We start from the raw sequence: 23,147 nt of genomic DNA, 5'->3' as shown, positions 1-23,147 counted from the left end.
GAGGGTAGATTGATGAAACACGTTTGCGTCACCGACGGCTGCCCCGAGTGCGAAATTCCACAAATGGCGCGCAACACGCTGTTCGACGGCAAGATCATGTCGGCGCAGGATTTCCTCGACGAGCAGCACTACTTCATGGGCAAGGACCGGCGACACAACCAGCTCCTTCATGGCTGGGGAACGGTCTGTGGCATGAAGGTCCTGGAACATCCGAATCCGGATTGCCGGCCACAATATGTCATCGTGACGTCAGGCGCGGCGGTGGATTGCTGTGGCCGCGAAATTCTTGTGCGGCACAATGCCATGCTCGATTTTCGCGCAGCCGCCCTTGAGGCCTGGACGCTCAAGAATGGCAGAAATGTCGAGCCTGACGACCAGCCGCACCGGCTGGAGCTTGTGGTGCGCTACACTGAATGCCCGACCGATCCCGTACCCGCCGTATTCGAGGGCTGCGGCAGCGGTGAGGCTGCCTGCCTGCCGTCAAAGATACTTGAGGGCTTTTCCTTCGCAGCCCTACTTGATCGCCCACCGCAGGACCTGCCAGCCAATGTCAAGGAACTTGAGTGGGAATGCACCAACAACATTGACCACGCCAAGCGCCTTGCCCTGCACGAAGCCACTGACAGGTTGTACGTGCTGACAGGAGAAAGCCCGGCCATGCTGGTCGCGCTGGATATCGCAAACAAGAGCATCCAGGCATCGGTTGCTTTTGCGGGTCACGCAGGCGTCGACATCTCGGTCTCTAATGACGGCAAGAACGTCTTCTGCGTATTGCGACCGGACGCTGGCGGTGACGCAGTGCTGCGTGTGTTGGACGCGGCAAACCTCTCGGCCCCACCGCAGCCCGACATCACGATATCAGGTGCGGGTGATGGCGAGGTCCGGCTACTGGCAATATCAGACGGACGCCTGCTCGCAGCCAGCCCCAAGAACAATGAGGTGCTGGTCTGGCAGCCCGATGTCATCACGGCAACTCCGACCGCGCCGACCTCCATCGCCGTCTCGGATGGGCCTTTTGAACTGGCCATCGGTCCGCTCGGCAAGTTTGCCTATATCGCAGTTGGCGGTGCAGCAAAGCTCGTCGCGGTCAAGCTTGCAGACCTGACCACGGTGACCCTGGACGTCGGCACAGGCGGTGCTGCCAGGCCATCGGCGATCGCCGTCTCGCAGCGCGACAATGCCGACCTCGTCGCCGTCGCCGACAAAACAGCCTCGGCGCTTTACCTGTTCAAGGCGCTGCCGGAGGCGGCCAATGTTGCCGACCGCACGGTGAGTACAGGCGCACCACTCACCGGTCTCCCTGACGTGCCCGTCGCGCTCGCATTCTCTCAGGGCGGCAAGTGGCTCTACCTGCTGTCGTCGGCCGCGGATGGAAAGGGGACTGCGACAATCATCTCTGTAGATCGCCGAGCCGCGAACCTCACACCGTTCATGAGTGCGGCCGCCCCGGCCGGTATTCAGCCCCAGCAGATCGTGGTCGATGGCGTGGGAGGGCACCTCTACCTTGCCTTTCACGGGAGCGCGGACACCGTCGATCCGCGCATACCTGGCGGGATCGCTATTTTCGAGACCGGCGGCTGTGAGTGCGGCGACATATTGCTGAAGTCGCTCGACGCATGCCCGTCCTGCGAGGAAGGCGACGAGATCGTTCTGGCGACAATCGTCGACTACAAGTTCGGCGACCCTTTGACGACACAACGCATCGACAACATCACAGGCCGCAAGCTGCTTGCCTCCACGGCAGTCCTTACAGAGGCGATCCAGTGCCTGATCGATTGTGAGGGCGGCGGCGCGACGGAGGGACCTCAGGGCCCACCCGGTCCGCAAGGCGCGCCCGGCATGAACGGAACCAACGGGACCAATGGAACAAATGGCATCGATGGTCAGGATGGCCAGGATGGAGCTCCAGGTCGAGACGGCCTCCCGGGACAGGACGGCGCGCCGGGCAAGGATGGCGAGGGACTGCGCGACGATTATCCGCGGATCGTCGGCATCAATTGGCCTCATGACGGATACCTGGCCGAGGACGGCAACATCCTCGATCGCGAAGGCATTGTCATTGCCTTCGACCCCGAAAGACCAATCCTTGCAGAGACATTGAACCTTCAGACGGTCCAGCTGCTGTTCCAGGAAGAACCCGAGAGCCATCAGGTCGGTCGGCGGTATATCTACACACGGTGCTACTGCCAGGTTGTCGGTCGTGCCAGCGGGCTCAGGCTTGAAGCCAAGTGCGGAGAGCGGTTCGATGTTCCCGACGAAGATATCCCGCTGGTACCCGGAAACGTCGTGACCGGGGTGCGTTTCCGCGCATGTGGTGCAGATGGCGAGTACATCGGTGAGCCGATCCCCTTTCCGCAGGGACGATACCGCGTCGTGCTCGAAGGCAACTTCATTCTCGGCGCCGAGATGATCGAGGTCTCCGATCCGGGCAATCCTGGTGAAAAGCGCAAGGTCTTCCCGGCGCTTGACGGCAACCATTTCGGTTTCGGCTTGACCGATCCCGACCCGGACCGTCGCCGCTGCCCGACTGGAGACCGCGTCGAGGGCGGACGGTTCCTGAGCTGGTTCACCATCAATCGAGACGGCAGGCCGCCGGAGGAAAATCAATGAAACAGGATGTCCAAACGCATCACGGCAGCAACTGCTGCTGCCCGACCTGCCGGGGCCTGAAGCCGTTCGAGCAACCCCTTTTTGCTCCCGGCCAGGTGCTGAGCGCAGCCGACCTCTCCAGCCTTGAGGCCTATGTCAAGGGCAAGAACCGTCTGCACAACCGCTACCTTCATGGCTGGGGCGTTGTTTGCGGCCTCGAGGTCGTGTGCGACGACTGCGAGGGCTCGGTAACGGTGCGTTCGGGCTATGCCATCGATCCATGCGGAGAGGACATTGTTGTCTCCTGCGACACGCGTTTCGATGTGATCAAGGCGATACGAGAGTGCTCCGATGCCAAGCGCTCGAAGAGCGGCGACTGCGATCCATGGGCGCCGCCGCCTGATCCCGGCTGCAAGGACCTTGAGACGCATTGGTGCATCTCCCTGAAATACAGGGAGGTCGAGGCCTCCTACGTCAGGGCTCTGGCCACCTCGATGCCAGGTCCAGCGCAATCGTGCAGTTGCGGCTGCGGCGGTACGTCGGGGGGCTGTGGCTGCGGCGGCAAGTCCAAGGGCTCGGGCGGCTGCGGTTGCGGTGGAAAATCCAAATCCAGTGGAGATTGCGGCTGTGGCTGCGGCGGTTCAAAATCACAATCGGTGACCGCAAAGGGCCTGCAGTGGGGGAGCACCGCCTCCTCACTTTCCCAGAACAACAATTGTTCGCCACGACGACTTCGCGAGTGCTTCGACATCGGCATTGTTGAATCGCCACACGGCTGCATGCCCACCCTGTTTGAGCGCGGTGGCGACGATCGCACCCCTTACGCTACAAAGGTCATGCAGGCGCTGATCCCCGACGATAGCCTGCTCGGCCGCATCATCTCCTGCGTGAAGGCCAAGATTGACGCCTTGTCCGTCCTCGATCAGCGCCAGAAGTCGATTATTCTGGCGCTGTTTGCGGGCGCGAACCCACAAGTTTCCGCATCCGAAATGCATACGACGGTGGTGCGCTTTCGACAGGTTGTGATGGGTCTGCTCGGAGATGATGACCATCCCGTCCGGTGCCAGATGCGTGTGACGGCTGGTACCATCATCCTGCCAGCGCCAACGCCACTCGATGAAAGGGATCCTGCCAGTTACACCGAGCAGGCGCGTGACGCATTGCGTGATCTTCTCGCGGTGTGGATCCAGCTTATGATCGACTGCGTATGCCATGCCTTCATTCCTCAGTGCGACGACGACCCTTGCGATGATCGGGTCGAGATCGCCTGCGTGACGGTAAAAGGTGACAAGATCCTTCGCATTTGCAACCATTCATGCCGACGCTATGCCGGTGCGTTTCCTTCCACCTTCTACTGGATGTCGCTGGTTCCGGTGCTGCCGCTGATCGGCAAGCTGCTGGCGACCCTGTGCTGCCGCCCGGAACTGGTGCGACGCAATTCGCCGCTCGTGAACGATCTCGTCCCGACGCTCGATCTCATCGATCCAAGCGGCCGTCTGAGGCGCGCCGTAACGGATGAGAACTTCAGACTGCCCCGACTTTACGTCGAGCAGATCGCCAAGACACTCGATCCCTCGTCCTTTGGAGCCAAGCTGCTTTCGCGTCTTTATTCGGGGCTTGTCACTGCAGGCCAGGCAGGTGGGTCGGTCAGGCAAGCGAAGGCTGCATTCAAGGCAGCGGATGTCTCGGTCGAAGAACGCGAGATCGACGAGGAGGCTGCGGACAGCCTGGTCAACGCAATGCTGCGCCATCCGCTGGTGCAGCCAGGTGACAGTGTCGTTCTCCACAAACGCGGCGATCGTCTCGTTGCAGTAACGCCAGCGGGATCGCCAAGCGCCGAGATGACGGAACTTCGCAATGAGCTCGACGAGTTGCGAAAGGAAGTCCGCGCGCTGAAGCGGCAGAAGTGAACGGCAAAGATCAAATGAAGGAGGCTATGTGATGCCTGCCGAACCGATCGAGAGACTGAATTACTTCCAGTTCCAGTATCTCGGAGCCGAGGACCTGCTCGCCCAGCAAGCCTATCACCGCGACATGCGGCGCAGGCACAATCTCGGTCCCCACACCACGGGCATCGTCACTGGCCTTACAATCGTTGAGAAACCCCGTGAGGGCGACGCACCGTTTGTGGACTGCTATGTCCTTCCCGGCATTTGTGTCGATGGCTATGGTCGCGAGATCGTCGTGCTGGAACCGGTCCAGATCAACCCCGAGCTGTTTGCCGCCTATAACACTGACCGGCATCTCGAATTGTGGATCGCCTACGACGAGCTTGCAGCACAGACTGCGACGGGTGGCTTTGCACCGTGCACCGATGCTGAAAGCTATGCGCGGCTGCGCGAGACATATCGCTTCGCAGTCGGCACGATCGACCCGAGCCACGACGACATCGTCGTCGCCGGTCGAACCGCACAACCTGCGGCAACAGCTGTCCCCGATGACTCGGTCATACCGGCAGATGAATCCATTCCGTTCCAGGATTTTCCAGACGAGGAGCGACAGGCGCGCTGGCTCATCAGGCTCGGCATGTGCCACTGGGATGGCACGGTGCGCAAGTTTCGTCCCGCCGCGGCAGGAACACTGACCGATGGCCGCCGCTATGCCGGCTTCGTGGGCAGTTCGCTCTTGGCTGAAAGCGGTGCGTTGCGGGTCGCGCCGCGAACGAGCGCTTCCGATCCCGACGCGGCGGATTTTGCGACCGTGGACGGCCGTTTGCAGGTCAATGGGCGCATTGTCGCAAAGAAGGATGTGTACCTGCATGGCGGCAAGGTGTCGCTGCAGGCGTCGGGCGGCTCAGACGAGACCATTCCGCTTTGGCTGCAACGGTTGCCGGCTGGCATCGGCAGTGGCGCGGATCTTCGCATCCATATCGGCGACAACCCGGCCAAGAATGCACGCCTGACGATTGGTCCGGGGCCGGTTCCCGCCACGACCGCGACGGAAAAGATCGTGCTTGGCGTTCGCGGAGACGACAAGGTTGACATTCCGACCGGCCGTCTGCGGTTCGGCGCCCAGACGCGTCAGCACATCGACCTGTGTGGTGTCGACGACAATGCGATTGCTCCCTACGGCATCGGCGTCCAGAGCGGAGCAACGTATTTTCGAACCGGCGGCGATTTCTATTGGCATCTCAATGGCGAACACAGCGATTCCAACGGCGATCCGGGCAACAACGGCGTCCGACTGATGCAATTGTCTGCCCAGGGCAGTCTCTATTTCTCGAACGATTTTCGCCAGGTGCTCAACGTAAACGCCAACGGCCAATCCTTCGGTCTCGGCGTTCAGGACAGGACACTTTATCAGCGCTCATTCTCCGACTTTGCGTGGTATCGCGGCGGTGGTCCAAGCATGGGATATCTCGATCCCGGCGGTGGTACGCGTGCCATGTGGCTCGACTCCAATAGCCGGTTGTCTGTCGCCGGTGGCGTGTCCAGCTATTCGTCCATTTCGCTGCTCGGCTCCAAGGTGGAGTTTCTGACCAGCTTCGGTGGGACCGATACCGACCCGATGGAGATCTTGCGCGTCAACAGGGGAGCTGCCGATCAGAACGACCTGCGCGTCGTGATCGGCGATAATGTGGGGGGTGATGACCGCTTTGTGGTCGGGCCGGTAACGGGTCTTGGCTTTCAGGAAAAATTCGTCGTTCAAAACAATGGCGACGTGCACGTTCCTGCCGGTGACTTTTATATTCGCGGCAGCAAGATACCGCCGGCAATCGATGTTGTTACCGGTCGTTGCTACGTTGGACAGACTTCCGGCGGCACAGGCATGGTATCGGTCGCCGCCTCGACCAGCCGGATCGCCAACGTCTCGAATGCCCACATCATGGTGGCGCTTGCCGACATCGGCAACCAGCATACCGCCACTGATGCCCGATGGGCCGTGAGCTGGGACGGAAACAAGATCATCGGCGGCTCGAATGCGGTGTTCCAGATCAAGTGCGAGGTGGGCGATTCAGACGGCCACCTGCTCGCCTTCAATTTCGTGGTCGTCTTCTATGGCTGAAAAGGACTGATCGGATGTGGCTCATTCAAGACAAGGCTCTGATGCAACTGCCCGATGGGGCGGCGATCCCACCCGGCTTCAAGAAGGTCAAGCCGCCAGACGGTTTCGAGGCCAACCCAGCCATGTACCGGATCAGCGACGGCAAGATCATAGCCCTCAGCAAGAAGGAGCTCGTGGAGCAACAAAAACCTTCGCGCCTTTCGCTGACCCAGGAGGAGATTGCGATCTTGAAGCGCGCCATCGAGAGGGGGTTCATCTCATGAACCAGCATGTCCAGCAACCGACACCCGACACCGTGGAAACGGGTATTGTTGAACGCCTTACGCAACTGCGTGCCGAATGGAGCGAGGGACAACGGCGCATGGAAGCACTCGACACGGAGCGTGCAAAGACGCGCGATACGCTGCTACGCATTGCAGGAGCAATCCAGGTGCTTGAGGAACTGAGTGGAGCGGACCTCGGCGAAGCCGGCAGGCAATAGGGGCGGGCAGCGACATGCTTCCCGCTCCTAACGAACCTTCCGCCATGTCCAGGGTGAGAATTGGCCGGCTCAATCTCGAGACCCGCGTCCCCTATCAGCAGGCCGTCAGCTCCGGCCCCACCAGCGATCCATCGCCGGCCTTCACCGGAGACCTTGCGGCCGCGCTTGGCGACATGCTGGCACCGATTTGTGATGCTGGTGACCCAAGTGTTTGGATTATCTCAAGGCTCGATTTCGATCTCGCTGGGGGGCCGAACTGGGAGTCGCGCCGTACCGCGGACGCACTCGCAGAGGAAATGCGCAGGACGCTACTCCGCGTTTTTTCAGGCGAGGCCTCCGATCTTGCGATCCGTTTTCCTGATCGCCCCACCTATCTCGCGCAGTTTCTCTGTGACCTTGTCGACGGAACCGCGAGGGATCGGTGGTACTTCTCCGCTTTTCGGCGGTTCGATGCAATTCCGACAGGCATCGCCGCCTGCATGGTGCTGGAGGCAGAGCCAGACCATGCATTCAGTGTGCTGGTCGCCTTGAACGCGCGCGGGCGCCTGCCGCAGTTCCTCATGCGTCTGAGTGAGGGAGAAGCCTTGCGGATACTTCGCTTGCTTGGCGATAGAGCAGGCACAGAGCCGCCTGAGAATGCCATGATCTCGGTCTGTGAGTTTCTCCTGAAGCAGGCCACGCCGATGTCCCTTCCCGTGCTTGCGAAGGATCAGCTGAAATTGCTTGTCTCAATCGGCACTGTGATCAACCTGCCGCCTGATGTCCTCCTGAGTGCGATGAATGCCGTATTGGCTCGCGTTCAAAAAACACTTCGAACCAACGGTCCCACTGCAAGACTGGATTTGCCGGCTAAGGATGTCATGCCCGATAGCCTCAAACCAGAGGATGGCGCATCTGAGCTCAGGCGACTGATCAACCTGTTGGCTCATAGCTCCTATCCGGACCGCAAGCAGGCAAGGAGTGTTCGCGCTGCAGTGGACGATATCCTGACGCCGCGCGCAGGCGTCTTCCTGCTTTGGCGTTCGATCATCGACATGCAACTTGATGAAGTGCTGACCGGTGGATGCGAAGCCGTTGAAGCAAAGGCAAGGCGTCACTGCCTGGCAGTAGCCTTGTCTGGCCCGGCACAGGCCGACGCTGCCGACGATGAAGCACTCAGGTGGTTGACCCGACATGAGGAGCCGGAGGTCGGCAAAGCCGGTACGTTTGCAAGCGGGGAAGCGGCGCTACTTCAGCAGGCGCTCTTTCGTACTCTGACCGGCTTGAGACCCGTCCGCCCGATACGCCTGGCCATGGTGCAGGAAAGCGGCGTCACCATCCTGCAGGATCTCATCACGCAGGACTGGTACTTTGTGCGGGGCGAAGGCGGCCTGCCAAGCCTGCCCGACTGCGATATCACATCAATCCTTGTGCCAGCTACCATCGCGGCTGAACTGTGTGATCAGTTGCCAGGTTGGGCGTCGAGCCCCTTGCCGGATGAGCGACACATCCTGTTCACCCGGGGTGTCGACCCGGACGAGGGCGTGCTGAGCCAAACAGCGCGCGCAGTTGAGGAACTCAGGCCCGTGGCCCCCGACCTTGCCTATCTTTCCGGAGCCGATGGCTTCTCGGAAATGGGGCTGACGATGATGCTCTTCGCCCGCGCGGCCTATGCCGATTTGGGAAGACGGCTCCCGGGTCTGATGGGTTCCAGTGCTTCTTACCTTGGTCGCAACGCCATTCACGGTATCGGTCGCCTGCGCGCAAACCTGCCAGCCAATGTGGACGTGGACGCCGAGGTCGATCTTCCCTCGATGCCGTTCGACTTCATCTGGCGAATGACCGGGATGGACGGCACCGTCTTTCGATTGGCAGACGGCCGCAGCATCAGGCTCAACATGGCGAGGGCAGCGCAATGAGCGTAGCGCCAGCTCCCGTTGTTGCCTACCGATCTGCAGCCGAACACCTGGCTGACGAACTCTCCTGGCTTGACCTGATGCTTGCCCGTCATGTCGCCTGGCTACGTGCGACCGGGCAGTTCAATGAAGATCCGTTGCGCGGTCTCTACATTTCAGATGCCGAGGTCTCCTCCCGGCTGCAGACGGTGAGTGAGCCGGCCGGCGACTATGATCTCCGCATCGGCTCGAAACGTGCTGTGATCGATGCGCGCCTTGCCGACAGCGTCGGTTTGCCAATACCGATGATTGCCAGCCGCTTCGGTCTGAACGAATTCGAAAGAGCTTGCCTGCTGATGGCAACCGCGGCCGCGATAGACCCGCGATATGAAGTCCTGTTCGCCTACGCCCACAACGACGTGTCGCGCAAAGCGCCGAGCGTTGGCTTGGCACTCGCACTGTTGGCAGAAGGGCCGACGCACCGGCTTTCGTTGCTGCAAAGCTTCTCTCCACATTCCAAGCTCTTGCGCAGCGATCTGATCCACTTTTCGGCAACGGAGTTATCCAGGCCTCTGGTTGGACGGGGAATGTGCATCGACGAGCGTGTTGTCTTTGCACTGCTTGGGCAGGGTTGCGGTGGGGATGAGCGCGTCGCAGCCTTCATCGCCAGACTAGATGAGACCCTTGTGCCATGGCGCGATGGCGCACTTGTCGAACGGGCCGTAGCAGCGCTTCAACATCACAATCACGGAGTGGCCTTGCTTCTCGAGGGACCTGCCGATTGCGGCCAACGCCAACTTGCCATGGCAGCATGCAGCGCTGCGGACATGGGACTGATTGCCGCCGATCTGTCCAGCCCTGGCGCCTCGTCTATCCCTGAAAGAGAGCTCGGGCGGCTTCTGGCGCGTGAAGCCATGCTTGAGGGTTCCGCCCTACTGATGACGGTGCGCGATCTCGCATTGGACCTTCGTCATGACAGTACTGTTTCTGCAGCAGTTCGCGCTGGCGCTTCAGTATTCGTCGCCGCATCGCCGGGTACGATTTCGGCAACCGAGCTCGCAAGCTCCCTACCTGTTGTCGACATTGCCATGCCCGCTGTTACCGCTGACATACGGGGCGGCTGGTGGCGTGCGGCGCTGGCGAAACAAGGCCATGATCGCGAGCCGGGACTTCCACTGCGCCTTGGGCTTTCATTGCGCTGTGGACCCGATGCCGTTGAGCGAACGGTCAGCGCACTTGATCCTGAGAAGCCACTCAGGTTCAGGACGCTCGCCGGCATTGCACGACGGGCAACGCGCGCCGAGGTCCCGGCGCTTGCCCGGTTGGTCCGGCACAATTGGCAGTGGGACGATCTTGTATTGCCCGAAAAGCAGGTGACGCGCTTGCGTCAGATTTGCTGCGAACTTGAATATGCACCGCGCGTGCTGCACGACTGGAATTTTGCGGGCAAGACTGGAACCGGCTTCAACAATATCGTTCTGTTTTCGGGCGCAAGCGGCACCGGGAAGTCCATGGCCGCTGCGGTGATTGCATCGACAATCGGACTGGACCTCTACCGCATCGACCTGTCAACCATGGTCGACAAGTACATCGGGGAGACCGAGAAAAACCTCGAGCGAACGTTCGCCGCCATGGAAGCAACCAACGCGGCCATTTTCTTCGATGAATGCGATGTCCTCTTTTCCAAGCGCAGCGAAGTCAAGGACGCGCATGACCGCTATGCCAACCTGAGTGTTGCCTACCTGCTTCAGCGTATTGAATCCTATGAAGGGGTGATCGTTCTTGCGACCAACCTTTCGGGAAACATGGACGAGGCCTTTTCGCGGCGCCTCAACCATGTCGTTCATTTCCCGCTTCCCGATACAGCGATGCGAGAAAAGCTTTGGGTAAAGGCGTTCCCGATAGAGGCGCCAATCGCCACCGATCTTGATCTGCAGGCATTGGCGCGCAATTTCGAACTGACCGGGGGGAATATTCGCAACGCTGCGCTCGCCAGCGCGTATCTTGCAGCAGCCCGTAACGAGGCAATCGGCCAACGCCATGTCCTGCAGGCGATAGCCATCGAATTGGAAAAGATCGGGCGGCCTCCGATCGAGTCCGATTTCGGCGACAGCTACAGCCTGCTTGCCGTCCCGGATGCCTGACCATGCGTCCGTTGTTGTCAGCCCCGCGCGTGGTCGCAGAGCCGCCTGCAGAGGCGATCCTGCCGGCGGAGGAGCGCTATAGCGCTCTCTGGACAAAATACGGGCCGGAATCGCCACTCGTGCGCCAGGCGAGAATGACTGCTCAGGTCGCAGCCGGGCTGCAGTCTACTGCTGGAAATGCGACTGTTCAGGCACTGCGTCTTGCGGAGCAGGGAAGTGCGACGGAAAAATCCGGGGCCGTTGCTCCCAAAGTGGGCGACCAGAAAGCCGCGACAAGTGCTTTGGCCGCCGAAGACCGGGTGGAACCGACCGCCGAGCAAGCTCCCGCCGAAGCAAAGTCAGGAGCATCCAAGCCACAAGCCGTCGGTGCTGCGGTCGCAGCAAGGCCCCCAGTAGCCGCAGGTGAGTGGCCAAGCGAACCGGCCATGGGTGGAGGTGCGCCTACACCGGAAGGAGCCAAGGCGCGCGCAAGCCAGATTGCCAAAGACATGCCACCAGGCGACAGCGCCGTTCAGCGCAACGTCCCGCAATTCCCGCCTCCAAGTTCTGGCCAGTACAGCCCAAGCCCTGCAGCCCTGCAGCGTAAGGCCGGCAAGCCGCCCGTCCCGGTCAATGTCTTACCACAGCCCAAGGCCCCGGACCCGATCCCCAAAGCGACAGAGACGATCGAAAAAGCTGCCAATCAGGCATTGCCCGATCAGACCATGCCGGAGGTCAAGGAAAGCCCCGGCCATCACATGCCTGATGTAGCGGCAAAGCCTCTGACGCAAGCCGAAATGCGGCTGATCCTGCTTGGCGAACCAGCGCTGCAAAATGCGGGCCTGACCGAGGAGGCTGCCAAGAAATTCGATGCCGTCGGATCGGATGAGGCGAAGAAGGAAGCGAAGAACATTCGCGACCAGATCAAGCGGGTGCGCGAGATCCGGGACGGGATATTGAAGCCTGCCGAACCTGCCTCTGCCGGTGTTCCCGTCATGCCGGTTGCGCCGACCCCCGTTGTTATCCACTCCGAACCTTTGCCGCCGGCGTCAATAACCTCTGCCCAGCAGAAGATCTTTACCGCCGCGCTCGCGGTTCTCATGGAAGATCTGGACGGGCAGGCAAAGGAGATGCTGTCACTCATCAAGAAGGAAATTGAGAAGTATCCTGGCGGCATTGTCGAGAGCCAACTCCCGGAGCTCGGCCGGAAGGAAGAGATGCCTGTGTTGTCGGCTGCGCTCACACAGGCGGTGCAGCCGCTTGCGGCAGAATTGGGAGTGGCCGGTCAGACATTGGACGATGCAGTCAAGACCCGCCGCGAGGAAGTCGAAAAGGCGCGCAAGGATGCTGACAAGACCCTCGGTGATGCCGCGAGCAAGGCTGGGTCAGATGCGGCAACCGCGGCCGCCATCAAACAGGCCAAGGCCAAAGCAGCAGCCGATACCGCATCCAAGGACGCAAAGGCCAAGGCGGAAAGGATGGCAAAGCCACCCAAGCCGACTGCGCAGGATCAGGTCAAGGATTCCATCAAGCGCATTCAGGACAAGGTGGGCGAGGCAATTGCCCGGTACCGACTTGCGCTGAAAGACCGCAACACCGCTCTCGACGACGCCGCGGAAAAATATGCAGCCGCCTATCGCCGCGCCGCCATGGCCGACGAGCTTGCATTGCGGCCGCAGGGCGCGCCGGCACAGGGAGCCATTTCCAACTTTTCCAAGGAAAAGCAAACTCGTGAGGCTATTGCCGCGAGCCACCGCTGGTCCCGTGAGCAAGCAGGCCTCATGCGCAAGACGGTAGACAGCCTGAAGAACGAGGCCAAGCTGAAAACCGAAGGATATATCTCTGGCGTCGAAAGCGCCGGGGGTGACGCCTACACGGAACTGAAGGCGTGGGCCTCGTCACAGAACCTCGTCACCGAAAGCTGGTGGCTTGAAACCGCCGGCCAGCTCGACCGTTGGGCACTGGATGTCCATTCGACCGCCACGACGTGGGCGAGTGCCGAGACCAAGCTGGCACGGCTCGAAATGCAGCGCGACCTTGGCACCATCAATGAACTGGTCCAGGCTCAGATCGCAGGTGAAGAAGGAGCGCTCAAGGAGAACAAGGGCGTCAAGGATGAAAAGCAGCGTGGCGAGCTTGCAAAGGAAGGCGGACGCAAGGGCGTCAACGACTATCTCGAAAATACCGATTCCGTCCGCCGCCGGTTCATCTACGAAACAGCCGGCCGCGGACCAGCTGAGCAGCTTGCAATGTCCATGCGCCGCCGCGTGGCTGCGACCCGCAAGGAGGAGGTGCAGAAGGCCGTTCTCGACCTGCTCCTCCCAATGGCACAGGACCGCTCGCTGTCCAAGGACGATGCTGACAAACTCTCGCATATCATCCGGACGAAGTCGCCAGGTTTCAACCCCGACAATATCGCAAACCGTGTCTGGAAGTATGGGGTGGCCAAGCTTGGAACGGACGAGGACGAGATATTCAAGGCACTGACTGGTCTCGATGAACTCCAGATGGAGCTCGTCAAGACGCGCTACCAGCAGATGCATCCAGGCCACACGCTCTACGGCGATCTTGATGACGAGATGTCGGGCGAGGACTGGAAGCACGCCAAGGACCTGATGAAGGGCGATCCGGTACTGGCCGACGTATCATCCATTTACTACGCCATCCAGGGCGCCGGCACCGACGAGAAGCTGGTCATGGACACGTTGCGCGCCATGCCAGCGGAGCGGCGTGCAGCAGTCGAGGCCAAATACCTCGAGGTCCATGGCGAGACCCTCGACGCCGCACTTGCCGGCGACCTTTCGGGAAGCGAGCTTTCGCAAGCGCGCGCGCTCGCACGAGGCGACAAGAAGGAGGCTGACGTCTATGGCCTCGATGCCGCCATGCGCCAGACCTGGAGCGGCATTCCGGATCAGGAGGGCATCCACGCCGTCTATGACCAGGTGCGAGATGAGGTGAAGGCGCAGGCGCAAGCCGAACAATGGACCTCTTCCGAATATGAGGCTGAGGTTCAGGCCCGCAACGCCGACATCGAGGCGACCTTCAATCAGAAATTCAAGAACGTTCCACAATATCGCAGCGACGAGGGTGCACTGCGCGGTGGACTGCGATTTGGTGCAACACGAGCCGAGCGCGATCTGAACAACGCGCTCGCCGACAACAATATGACAGCGGCCGACGCTGCCAAGCTCCAGGTCGAGCGACAGGGCGTCTATGCCGACGACGACGTCATCAATCGTGTATTGCGCTCGCAATATGACCGTTCCCTCTTTGAGGTTCAGCTCGACGAAGGACCGGAGCGGCGAGCGGGCGTAAAGCGCGAAGTGGCCCTGTTCTCGATGGAGAGGCGCGAGGCTGCACGCAAAGACAAGTCTGGTGCGACGAAGCCCGCAACCTGGGAGGAAGAGCAAAACAAGCGGCTCGAACTCGAGCGCAAGATGAACGCGACGATGTCTGAAAAGGCCCTGGTCGCCGCGCAGGCCAAGTCCGCTGTGCTGGATGATCTGATGCAGCACAAATACGGCACGTCGCTCGACAATCTGATCGAGAACAACATGTCCGGCGCCGACCTCGACCAGGCGCGCGCCAATCGCCAGCTGATGCGCTCAACGGATCCGCCAGAGCAGCTTCGCAAGCAATTCAACTACGACCGTCTTCGCTATTCGATCGAGGGTCTCGGCACAGATGTCGAGGAACTGCGCACGACCATGGCGGGAATGACCCAAAAGGAGATCGCGGAAGCCAACGAACAATGGAAGAAGGATCATGACGGCGAGACGCTCGGTGAGGCGATAGAGGGCGACACCAGCGGGCGCGAACAGCGCGACCTGATGGATCAGTACAAATACGGCATGCCCGAAACGGTGGCCGAGCAGATCGATGAGCAGCGCAGGCGGATCAAAGCGGACGAGGAAGCGGTCGGTCCGGTCGGGGCATGGGCCTCGAAGGAGGAATCGGCGTGGACAAAGGCGCAGCTGGCGCGGCTCGACGCGCTCCAGGCCGAGATGAAGGATCCAAACCTTTCGCAGGAACGGCGCGAACAGCTGAGCCTCGATTTCGATCTGCGCATGGAAAACCTCAAGGAAGCGATCGAAGCGCAACGCGCGGCTGTTGATTCCATCGCCGATATGGCGTCGCAAATCTTTTCCTATGTTGTCGGCGCCATCGCTGTCGTCGCTGGCGTAATCGCAACCATTGTCACGGGTGGTGCGGCGTTGCCGGCCATCATCGCCATCGCCGGCTCGATCATTGGTACATTGGGCTCGATGGCGATAAAGGCGGCAATCAAGGGATCCGACTATGGTGCCGGCGAAATCGCCACGGATCTGGTGGTTGGCGCTGTCGACCTTATCGTAACCATTGCGACGCTCGGCACGGTCAAAGGTGGCAATCTCCTGGCCGCTGCCAAGGCCGAGCTCAAGCAACTTATGGCAAGCTCGGTCAAGGCAAGTCTCGGCAAGGCCATTGGAAAGGCCGCTGCCTCGTTCGGCGCAAAAGCCGGCGAAGAAGCTCTCGCCATACGCTTGCTCAAGGGTGGCGCAAACCTGATCGAGGGCATCATCAAGGAACAGCCGCACGAGTTTCTGTCAGCCCTGCCAACGGCGCTTGCTGCCAATCTCGCTGACGAGAACAATTGGCGCAACGGCAACCCTCTGGTCAACATCACCAAGAACACCCTTCGCGGCGCAGGTGAGAACCTCGTGCAAAGCTTCGGGATGAGTGCTGGCAGCAAGGCCCTGAAATTTGGCCTTGGCCATGTGTTGACCGTGCACCCGCCATCAACCACTCCGGCGGGTGTACGTCTGTCGGAATTCAAGTCGTGGCAAAAACAGAATCCCGGCAGACCTCATTCGGAATTTGTCGCGCATATGGAAGCCAAGCAGGCGGTAGAATCGCAGCGTGCGGCCGAAACGTCCAAATTCCTCAAGGATGCCCGCCGCGAGATGCTGAAAAACATTCCGCCCGCCGAGCGCAAGGGTTTCGCCGATGTGCCGGTCATCCGGGTCCCCGAGGCCGAATTCAAAGCGCTGAACAAGGGCAAGGGCGGGGATGCGATCGTCCATGTAAAGGACGGGCAGGTTGCGCTCATCATTCGGGAGGGCGCTCCAGCTTCAGCTGCGTCCGCGCACACCCAGGCCTTACGCGATCTCGTTCAGCCAGGCACCGCCGGGCGTACCGTCAATCCGGCGGATGCCATGCCGTCACGGCTGCGCAACCGGGTTCCAGTTGAGGTCAATCCAACACTTGCCAGCGACACGGTTCGCGTCGTGCCGGACTATCATCCCAATGGTCATATCAAGGGCGTTAAGGTTGAGATCGGGCCAAACGCACGTGCCGTCGATATCCAGAAGCACGTTGGCGTCATTGATGCGATGCGCAAGTACACCGGTCTTCTCGGGCGTCTGCGTGTGACGATTGAGAAAGTCCAATTGCGCTTGGCCATCGATGTGGTTTCACCGTTGAAGAAAGGTCAATTTGAAGCAGCGCTCGAGCTCCAGAAGCTGCCTGGAATAATTGAGGAGCGTATCGGGCGTCTTTCACAGGAAGGCCTGGATCCGCGGGCCCGTTCCGGAATCGAGGCTGATATAGCTCACCTGGAGCGTCAGTATCTGGACGCCAGCAGGCGCTTTGAGATGGGTGCTGCCGCAGAATCGATCGGACATGTCGCGGCCGAAGGCAGGCCGCGAGGGAAGCGATCGCCCCAGCCGGATGCCGCAACACGTGAGATAATCGATTCTGTCGATCATCTGGCCTCAAAACTCGACGAGGCATTTCCTAGCAAGGCATCGAAGAATGCCAGGGCACCCACGGAACGTGACATCGCGCTTGGGGAGCAAACCAGGCCGAGGGCGAGGTATGAGGCCAAAGCGTTAAAAGAACTGGCAAAAACTGACAGAGCAGCCCACGATGCTTATCTAAAGGCCAAGAAGCTCGATCCGAAGGGTTTGAACCATCTGATGGCAATGGAAACGCAGTCTGGCCAGGCCCGCGCGCTCGAGGGTGGCCCGCCGTTACATCCAAAGGGAAAGGCAGTGGTGGGTCTCGCAACCGAGCTTGCAAGGGCAGGCATGACCAATGGCGAGATCAACGCACTGCGGCGCGCGATCCCCGAGATGGGCAAAGCACGTTATAAGGCGATGGAAGGAGGAGGCACGCTACGCCAACGGATACGAGAGGATACGCTGGCCCATATCGAGGATCCGGTGCTGCGCGAGATGGTCGCAAAAGACAAGCATATCCTTGGACCCTGGGCTGATATTGACCGGCTGCGTCTGGATGCAGGCGTTACAAAGCGCGGCCAGCAGTTGGAGAGTCTTTCACTCCAGGACCATTGGGATAACTATAACCGCAATCTTAAGGAAGATCCTCCGAGCCGGTCTGGCTTTGTCACCTACTTGCGTGGAAAGCAGGGCGCCGTCATTACCCAGCTTCGACCCGCACTCGCCGAAATGACTGCCAGCTTTGAACTCGGTCAACGCCGGTCGGCCAGGTCGCCGAGCAAAACCTCTCTACCATCCGAGCTGCGCTTTCTGAAGGATCCAGTCGACATAAACCCAGTGACCGGGCAACGGACGCTCAATCCGAAGCAGGCAGGCACGGACCTTGTCGGCTTCAAGCAGGATGGCACGATCTGGATCATTGACGACAAGTCGCATCGGAGCACCAACCTTCCGGCTGAGGCTCTGGCCCCACTTACAACGAATCTTGCCAAGAACATGACCGCAGACAGTAAGGCCTTCCGATCCATAGAAGAGTCGGCGCGAGCCACCGGCTATCCGCTTGATGCAAAAACGAGGGATGCGATCCACCGATATGAGGCTGCTGCCAGCGCCCTGACCGACCTTACCGGCAACTGGAAGCCCGGCGACTATAAAAAGCCGGCTAACCAGAAAAAGTTCGCCAAGATTTTGGCCGACTATGGGATCGAACTCAAGGTTACAAGCGCCGCTGGAAATATCAGATCCATTCCCGCTTCACATCGCAATTTCGGTATCTCCGTCATCAGATAATGTGGAGGTGGGGCAAATGCAGGATTACCCAATGCGCACTGACAATCACCGGATTTTGACCGTTTCCGGTCATTCCTTCATCGATACTGCTGTTGCGATCGAGGAGCAGGGGCTGGTACGCGATCCGGATCGCGGGAGCGTTGAAGTGGATGCCTCCGGACGACCGTCTTTTGCGTCCTGGTCGGGGGGAGAGGGGGACGATCTGGAGATTGATTTCCATTCTAAGGATAATGTCTCCTGGCTCGCGTTAAGAGGCGAGCGGGTCGCTGGAGTGGCAGAAACGTTGGCATCGCGACTCGGCGCGATCGATGTCGGAAGCGTCGAAGACGCGTTCGTTGCGGCGATGGAGCGGCCACGGCGCAGCGGTACTTCAACGCGGGGAAACTCCAGTGGTTGGCATATTCTTCAGACGGCGGTCGCCTGCTACAGCGACGCGAACTCGACCCTTGTCCGGTCTCTGATCCGCGCCGGCCTTAGCGATCCGGACTGGCGTGTGCGAATGACGGCGATGCTTGCTATCGGACGCCTTGGTCTTGCAGACCTCGCGCCTCTCGCGATGAAGGCGGAGGTCCCGCAAGTCGGAAGGAAGGCTGTTAGCCAACAAGACAGGCGGTTGCTTATGGCGCTCAGGCAGGCGGCTCATGACGTCGGGCTTGGGCTCCCTCCCTCTTCGGGACCCGGCGATGGCAAGGACGAGGCCGTCGCCGCACTGAGGCGCTCCTTCCAGGCAGAATTGCATTACCTCCTCTCTGGCGATCCTCGAGGCAACCATTCGGTCGCTGCACCGCTTGTCGCCAAACTCATGAGCGGCCATGCTCAGGAATGAAACGCGGGTGGGCCGGTTCGTCAAATAGAGCCTAACATCCTGAAGGCATATCCGAATTGCGGGTGCTGGAGGTGTTCCTGCCTTTCGGGCTGGAGCAGTAGCCCCGCACTTTCTCAGGTGACGGCATAAGCGATTTTCTTGGCAATCAATACTCGCCGCAGAAGCCGCCGTCCGCGTCAGTCCGACAGTTCAAAGGTCGGGTCATCAAAAGTTCGTCTGACCCCATCATCCGAATGATCGTGCTACGGAAAGTCGAAGCGATTGGCAGCACAGTGCCCCGATCGACGGATTGAATTCCAGACTTCCGAGACAGTTGATGGATGTGGACAAGATAAAAACCCTGATCGCCTTCGTTGGCCAGTCCAACGTCACGGAGCTTTTTGTGGAGGAGAAAGGCACCGCGGTTCGCATATTCCGCAACCGTGATCGACATGAGCGAGCAGAAGCTTCATCGCCCGCCGGACAGCCACTCGTTGACGCTGCTGATGGGCCTATCGAAACAGGCAAATCCGTTCAGGTCAAGGCGCCCGTCTTCGGGATCGTCCATCGAGCTCCGTCACCAAACGAACCGCCCTTTATCAACGTTGGCGATGAAGTTGAAGAAGGCCAGACACTCTTCATCATCGAAGCCATGAAGGTATTCAACACAATTTCCTCGCCAAGATCCGGCCGCATCGCACGTCTCTCGGACCTTGATGGGAGCGAGGTCCAGGCCGGAGATGTACTTGCGGAGATCGCAATATGAGCGATAACCCCCTCACCTCCGCTCAAACCCTTCCGTTTCAAACGGTTCTGATTGCCAACCGAGGCGAAATCGCGGTTCGTATTGAGCGAGCCTGCCGAGAATTGGGTTTAAAGACCGTAATGATCTGCTCGGAGGCAGACAGACATGCGGAGTATGGAAAACGAAGCGACCAGTTCCTGTGCATAGGGCCGGCTACTGCTGGCAAAAGCTATCTGAATCAGGATGCCATTATCCTGGCAGCTCGATTGACCGGCGCGGGAGCGGTTCATCCAGGTTATGGATTTCTTTCGGAAAAAGCGTCCTTTTCGGACGCCGTCGCAAAGGCTGGCCTGGCATTCATTGGACCACCGGCTTCCGCAATTGCGACAATGGGCGACAAAATATCAGCAAAGCGCGCGATGATTGCCGCTGGCGTGCCTTGTGTGCCAGGTCCGGATACCGCGCTACCCGATGACGCCCTGGCTGTCGAACGCACCGCAACCGAGATTGGATATCCCGTAATCGTAAAGGCAGCCGGCGGCGGAGGCGGGAGGGGAATGCGCGTCGTAACCGAGCCAGGCTCTCTCCACGAGGCGATCGCGCTGACGCGCGAAGAAGCGCGCCAGGCTTTCGGGTCTGCGGACCTTTACATGGAAAAGTTCCTGGAGCATCCGCGACACATCGAGATACAAGTCATTTGCGACAACCACGGCAACGGCGTGTGGCTCGGGCATCGCGATTGCTCGATGCAGCGCCGGCACCAGAAGGTGGTGGAAGAAGCACCTGCGCCTGGAATTTCGCCCCAGTTCATTGAGCCTGTCGGACGAGCCTGCGTCGAGGCCTGCAAGCAGATTGGCTATCGAGGGGTCGGGACGTTCGAGTTTCTCTACGAGGACGGCGCGTTTTATTTTATTGAAATGAACACTCGCCTGCAGGTCGAGCATCCTGTGACGGAAATGACGAGCGGCATAGACATCGTGCGTGAGCAGATAATGGTCGCTCAGGGCACCCCGCTGCCGATGGATCAAAGCCAAGTTGCATGTACCGGCCATTCGATTGAGTGCCGCATCAATGCTGAGGATCCGAAGACATTTATGCCATCTGCCGGTGCGGTTGCAGAGGTCGTTCTTCCCAAAGGGCAGGGCGTTCGCGTCGATACGCACATCCACGACGGCTATCGCGTGTCCCCCTACTATGACTCTCTCATCGCCAAGCTGATTGTGCACGCGCCGACCAGATCGGCCGCAATCGCAACAATGCGCGAGGCGCTGGCGGATATGCGGATAGAGGGAATTGAGACCAATCTCCCATTCCTTCGTGAACTCCTTCAAGACGAGGGATTTGCGCGAGGGGAGACGGACATTCACTACCTTGAAAAGTGGATCAAGCACAGGGGAGCGGCATGAGCGCGATAGATGTTACCGACACCGCTACGCTCTCAGCATTGGCAGATGCGCTCGAAATGGCCGGGGTGAGTGGTCTGGAAATCACCAACAGCACAGGCCACGTACGGATCGTGGTTGATACTGGTAGGGACGTCCAGGTTACGCCAATTGGGAAACGAGAAAAACAGGCCGGGACGCCAATTCTCGTGAAGGCCCCGATGGCGGGCCATTTTATTTCGCATGCTCCCGGGGAAGCCAATGGACTATCCCAAAAAGCAGCAAAAGGTCACCTCCTCGGGTTTATTGAGGTCGGTCCCGTTCTTCTTCCGGTCTGCGCCAGCCATTCGTTTTCATCCGCACGGCAGATCGCCAGCGTCGGCGATCTGGTCGGCTTTGGTGAACCTCTCTTCGAACTGAGCCCGTGACATGACAATTTCCTCAACAAACGTAGCCCAGATTTTTGAGGTGCATGCCGCTTCTCAAACCAGCGCCCGCATCTCGTTCATTGGCGCAAAGGCATTCCTCCTCGAGTCGCCTGGGGATTTCGATCTTCCCGCTCAAAGGCTGATATGGGCGGTATCGCGGACGGTACAGGGTTGGCCAGATGTTTCGGAAGTCATTCCCGGTATGACCAATGTGCTGGCGATATTCAAAGAGACGCCTGAGGATCCTCAGACTGTCGTCGAGCGCCTCCAGGCGGCGTGGAAAGAAGCCGACGGTATCGACATCGCCGGGAAAACGATCGAGGTTCCCGTCCATTACGGCGGTGAGTTCGCCACGGATCTTCCCGCACTCTGCGACCTGTCGGGCCTCACCGACCGTGAGGTCGTTCGACTCCACCATGAGGGGCACTACCGCGTCTTTGCCCTCGGAAGCGCACCCGGATTTGCCTATCTCCATGGCCTCAACCCACAAATATACATGCCCCGCAAGAAGGTTCCGTCTCTTCGAATGGAGAAAGGCTGTGTGACGATAGGCGGTATGCAGACCGGAGTTGCCATGCTCACCGGACCGAATGGTTGGAATTCGATCGGGCACGCCGACTTCAATATGTTTGATCCCGGTGCCGCCCAACCCGCGTTGATGGCACCCGGCGACACCGTGCGGTTCGTGCCTGAAAGGATCGAACTATGATCGAGATTCTTGCCACAGGCCCGTTGAACACCGTGCAGGATCTGGGGCGACCTGGTTACCGAAACATCGGGGTCTCTGCAAGTGGTGCAATGGATCCGCTTGCCGTCAGGATCGGTAACATACTCCTGGGAAACGACGAAGGGGCTGCAGCTATCGAGGTGCAGACGTTTCCTTTCAAGCTCACCTTTTGTGTAAGTGGTGCGTTTGCGGTCACCGGAGCAGATGGCGAGCTCAGGTTGGATGGGACCGAAATCCTTCCCTGGTGCACGCATCTGGTCGAGGCGGGACAAATTCTCGAGATTGCTCATCCAGAAAAGTTAGCGCGCGCTTACATTATGTTCGCTGGCGGTCTTGACGTCCCTGTTCTCATGGGGTCGCGAAGCACCACCTTGCGCGGTGGGTTTGGCGGAAATGCCGGTCGCCCGCTGATGAACGGTGACAGACTGACAATCGCTGCGTCAACGGGTTCTCTGCGCCTGCCAAGCAACGGGATCGCGGTCGTCAGCCCGGCGAGCGCCTTGCGCGACTTGTTGCCCGAGTCTTCGGATGACGAACTCGCGATCCGCGCCATCGCAGCCGGCGAGCACGACCTGTTCGGTGACGATGCCGATCGCTTCTGGACCCAGCACTGGCGGATATCGTCGCAGAGCGATCGGACCGGTTACCGGCTGTCTGGAAACGCGATCAAGCCCACTGCCCCGGTAGAGATGCGCTCACACGGTGTCGTGCCAGGTGTTGTCCAGGTACCTCCCGGCGGAGAGCCGATCATTCAGATGAGCGACGCCAATACCGCCGGCGGCTATCCAAAGATCGCTGGTGTGATTGAGAGCGACCTGTGGCGTCTTGGTCAGGCGCGCATCGGAAGCAAGATCAGGTTCGTCCGCTCGACCCACGCTGAGGCGCTCGAAAACGAAAAGGCGATCGCTGCGTACGTTGGAGACGTCAAGCGCACAGCGGAAATGGTCAAACGGGCGCTTGGAGTGATTGGATGACGAA

General features: G+C 59.9%; 14 protein-coding genes. All 14 read left to right on the top strand.

Annotation, left to right across the window (positions count from 1 at the left end; translation table 11 throughout):
* The first annotated feature begins 12 nt into the window (after positions 1-12).
* The gene (locus tag JNB88_RS13385) at positions 13-2,610 is read left to right on the top strand and encodes a lactonase family protein (RefSeq protein WP_220355869.1); all 2,598 of its coding nucleotides are present in this window, start codon (positions 13-15) and stop codon (positions 2,608-2,610) included.
* Positions 2,607-4,499 (top strand): hypothetical protein, encoded by a 1,893-nt coding sequence (locus JNB88_RS13380; RefSeq protein ID WP_220355868.1) that lies wholly within the window; start codon positions 2,607-2,609, stop codon positions 4,497-4,499. The genes JNB88_RS13385 and JNB88_RS13380 overlap by 4 nt, the downstream gene beginning before the upstream one ends.
* Before the next feature lie 31 nt (positions 4,500-4,530).
* Positions 4,531-6,594 carry a hypothetical protein gene (locus JNB88_RS13375; protein ID WP_220355867.1) on the top strand — a complete coding sequence of 688 codons (2,064 nt, stop codon included), beginning with the start codon at positions 4,531-4,533 and terminating at the stop codon, positions 6,592-6,594.
* Between the two features lie 14 nt (positions 6,595-6,608).
* Positions 6,609-6,857 (top strand): hypothetical protein, encoded by a 249-nt coding sequence (locus JNB88_RS13370; RefSeq protein WP_220355866.1) that lies wholly within the window; start codon positions 6,609-6,611, stop codon positions 6,855-6,857.
* On the top strand, positions 6,854-7,075 hold the full coding sequence (locus JNB88_RS13365; RefSeq protein ID WP_220355865.1) for a hypothetical protein: 222 nt from the start codon (positions 6,854-6,856) through the stop codon (positions 7,073-7,075). The genes JNB88_RS13370 and JNB88_RS13365 overlap by 4 nt, the downstream gene beginning before the upstream one ends.
* A 44-nt stretch (positions 7,076-7,119) precedes the next feature.
* Complete coding sequence (locus JNB88_RS13360; protein ID WP_220355864.1) at positions 7,120-8,973, top strand: hypothetical protein; 1,854 nt, start codon at positions 7,120-7,122, stop codon at positions 8,971-8,973.
* Complete coding sequence (locus JNB88_RS13355) at positions 8,970-11,093, top strand: ATP-binding protein (RefSeq protein ID WP_220355863.1); 2,124 nt, start codon at positions 8,970-8,972, stop codon at positions 11,091-11,093. The genes JNB88_RS13360 and JNB88_RS13355 overlap by 4 nt, the downstream gene beginning before the upstream one ends.
* A 2-nt stretch (positions 11,094-11,095) precedes the next feature.
* Entirely contained in the window at positions 11,096-18,082 is a 6,987-nt protein-coding gene (locus JNB88_RS13350; protein WP_220355862.1) for a hypothetical protein, read from the top strand.
* Positions 18,083-18,098: 16 nt separating this feature from the next.
* Positions 18,099-18,908: a hypothetical protein gene (locus JNB88_RS13345; protein ID WP_220355861.1), complete on the top strand. Its 810-nt coding sequence runs from the start codon at positions 18,099-18,101 to the stop codon at positions 18,906-18,908.
* Between the two features lie 316 nt (positions 18,909-19,224).
* A complete protein-coding gene (locus JNB88_RS13340) occupies positions 19,225-19,653 on the top strand; it encodes an acetyl-CoA carboxylase biotin carboxyl carrier protein (RefSeq protein ID WP_220355860.1) in 429 nt (142 codons plus the stop codon).
* On the top strand, positions 19,650-21,038 hold the full coding sequence (locus JNB88_RS13335) for an acetyl-CoA carboxylase biotin carboxylase subunit (RefSeq protein WP_220355859.1): 1,389 nt from the start codon (positions 19,650-19,652) through the stop codon (positions 21,036-21,038). The genes JNB88_RS13340 and JNB88_RS13335 overlap by 4 nt, the downstream gene beginning before the upstream one ends.
* A complete protein-coding gene (locus JNB88_RS13330) occupies positions 21,035-21,442 on the top strand; it encodes an acetyl-CoA carboxylase (protein ID WP_220355858.1) in 408 nt (135 codons plus the stop codon). The genes JNB88_RS13335 and JNB88_RS13330 overlap by 4 nt, the downstream gene beginning before the upstream one ends.
* 1 nt (position 21,443) lies before the next feature.
* Positions 21,444-22,151 carry a 5-oxoprolinase subunit PxpB gene (gene pxpB, locus JNB88_RS13325; RefSeq protein WP_220355857.1) on the top strand — a complete coding sequence of 236 codons (708 nt, stop codon included), beginning with the start codon at positions 21,444-21,446 and terminating at the stop codon, positions 22,149-22,151.
* Positions 22,148-23,143 (top strand): 5-oxoprolinase subunit C family protein, encoded by a 996-nt coding sequence (locus tag JNB88_RS13320; protein WP_220355856.1) that lies wholly within the window; start codon positions 22,148-22,150, stop codon positions 23,141-23,143. Before pxpB ends, JNB88_RS13320 begins: the two co-directional genes overlap by 4 nt.
* The last annotated feature ends 4 nt before the right edge of the window (positions 23,144-23,147 follow it).

This window comes from Rhizobium cauense (genome assembly GCF_019511525.1).
GTDB lineage: Bacteria > Pseudomonadota > Alphaproteobacteria > Rhizobiales > Rhizobiaceae > Rhizobium > Rhizobium cauense.
This window is presented reverse-complemented; position numbering and strand designations above follow the sequence as displayed.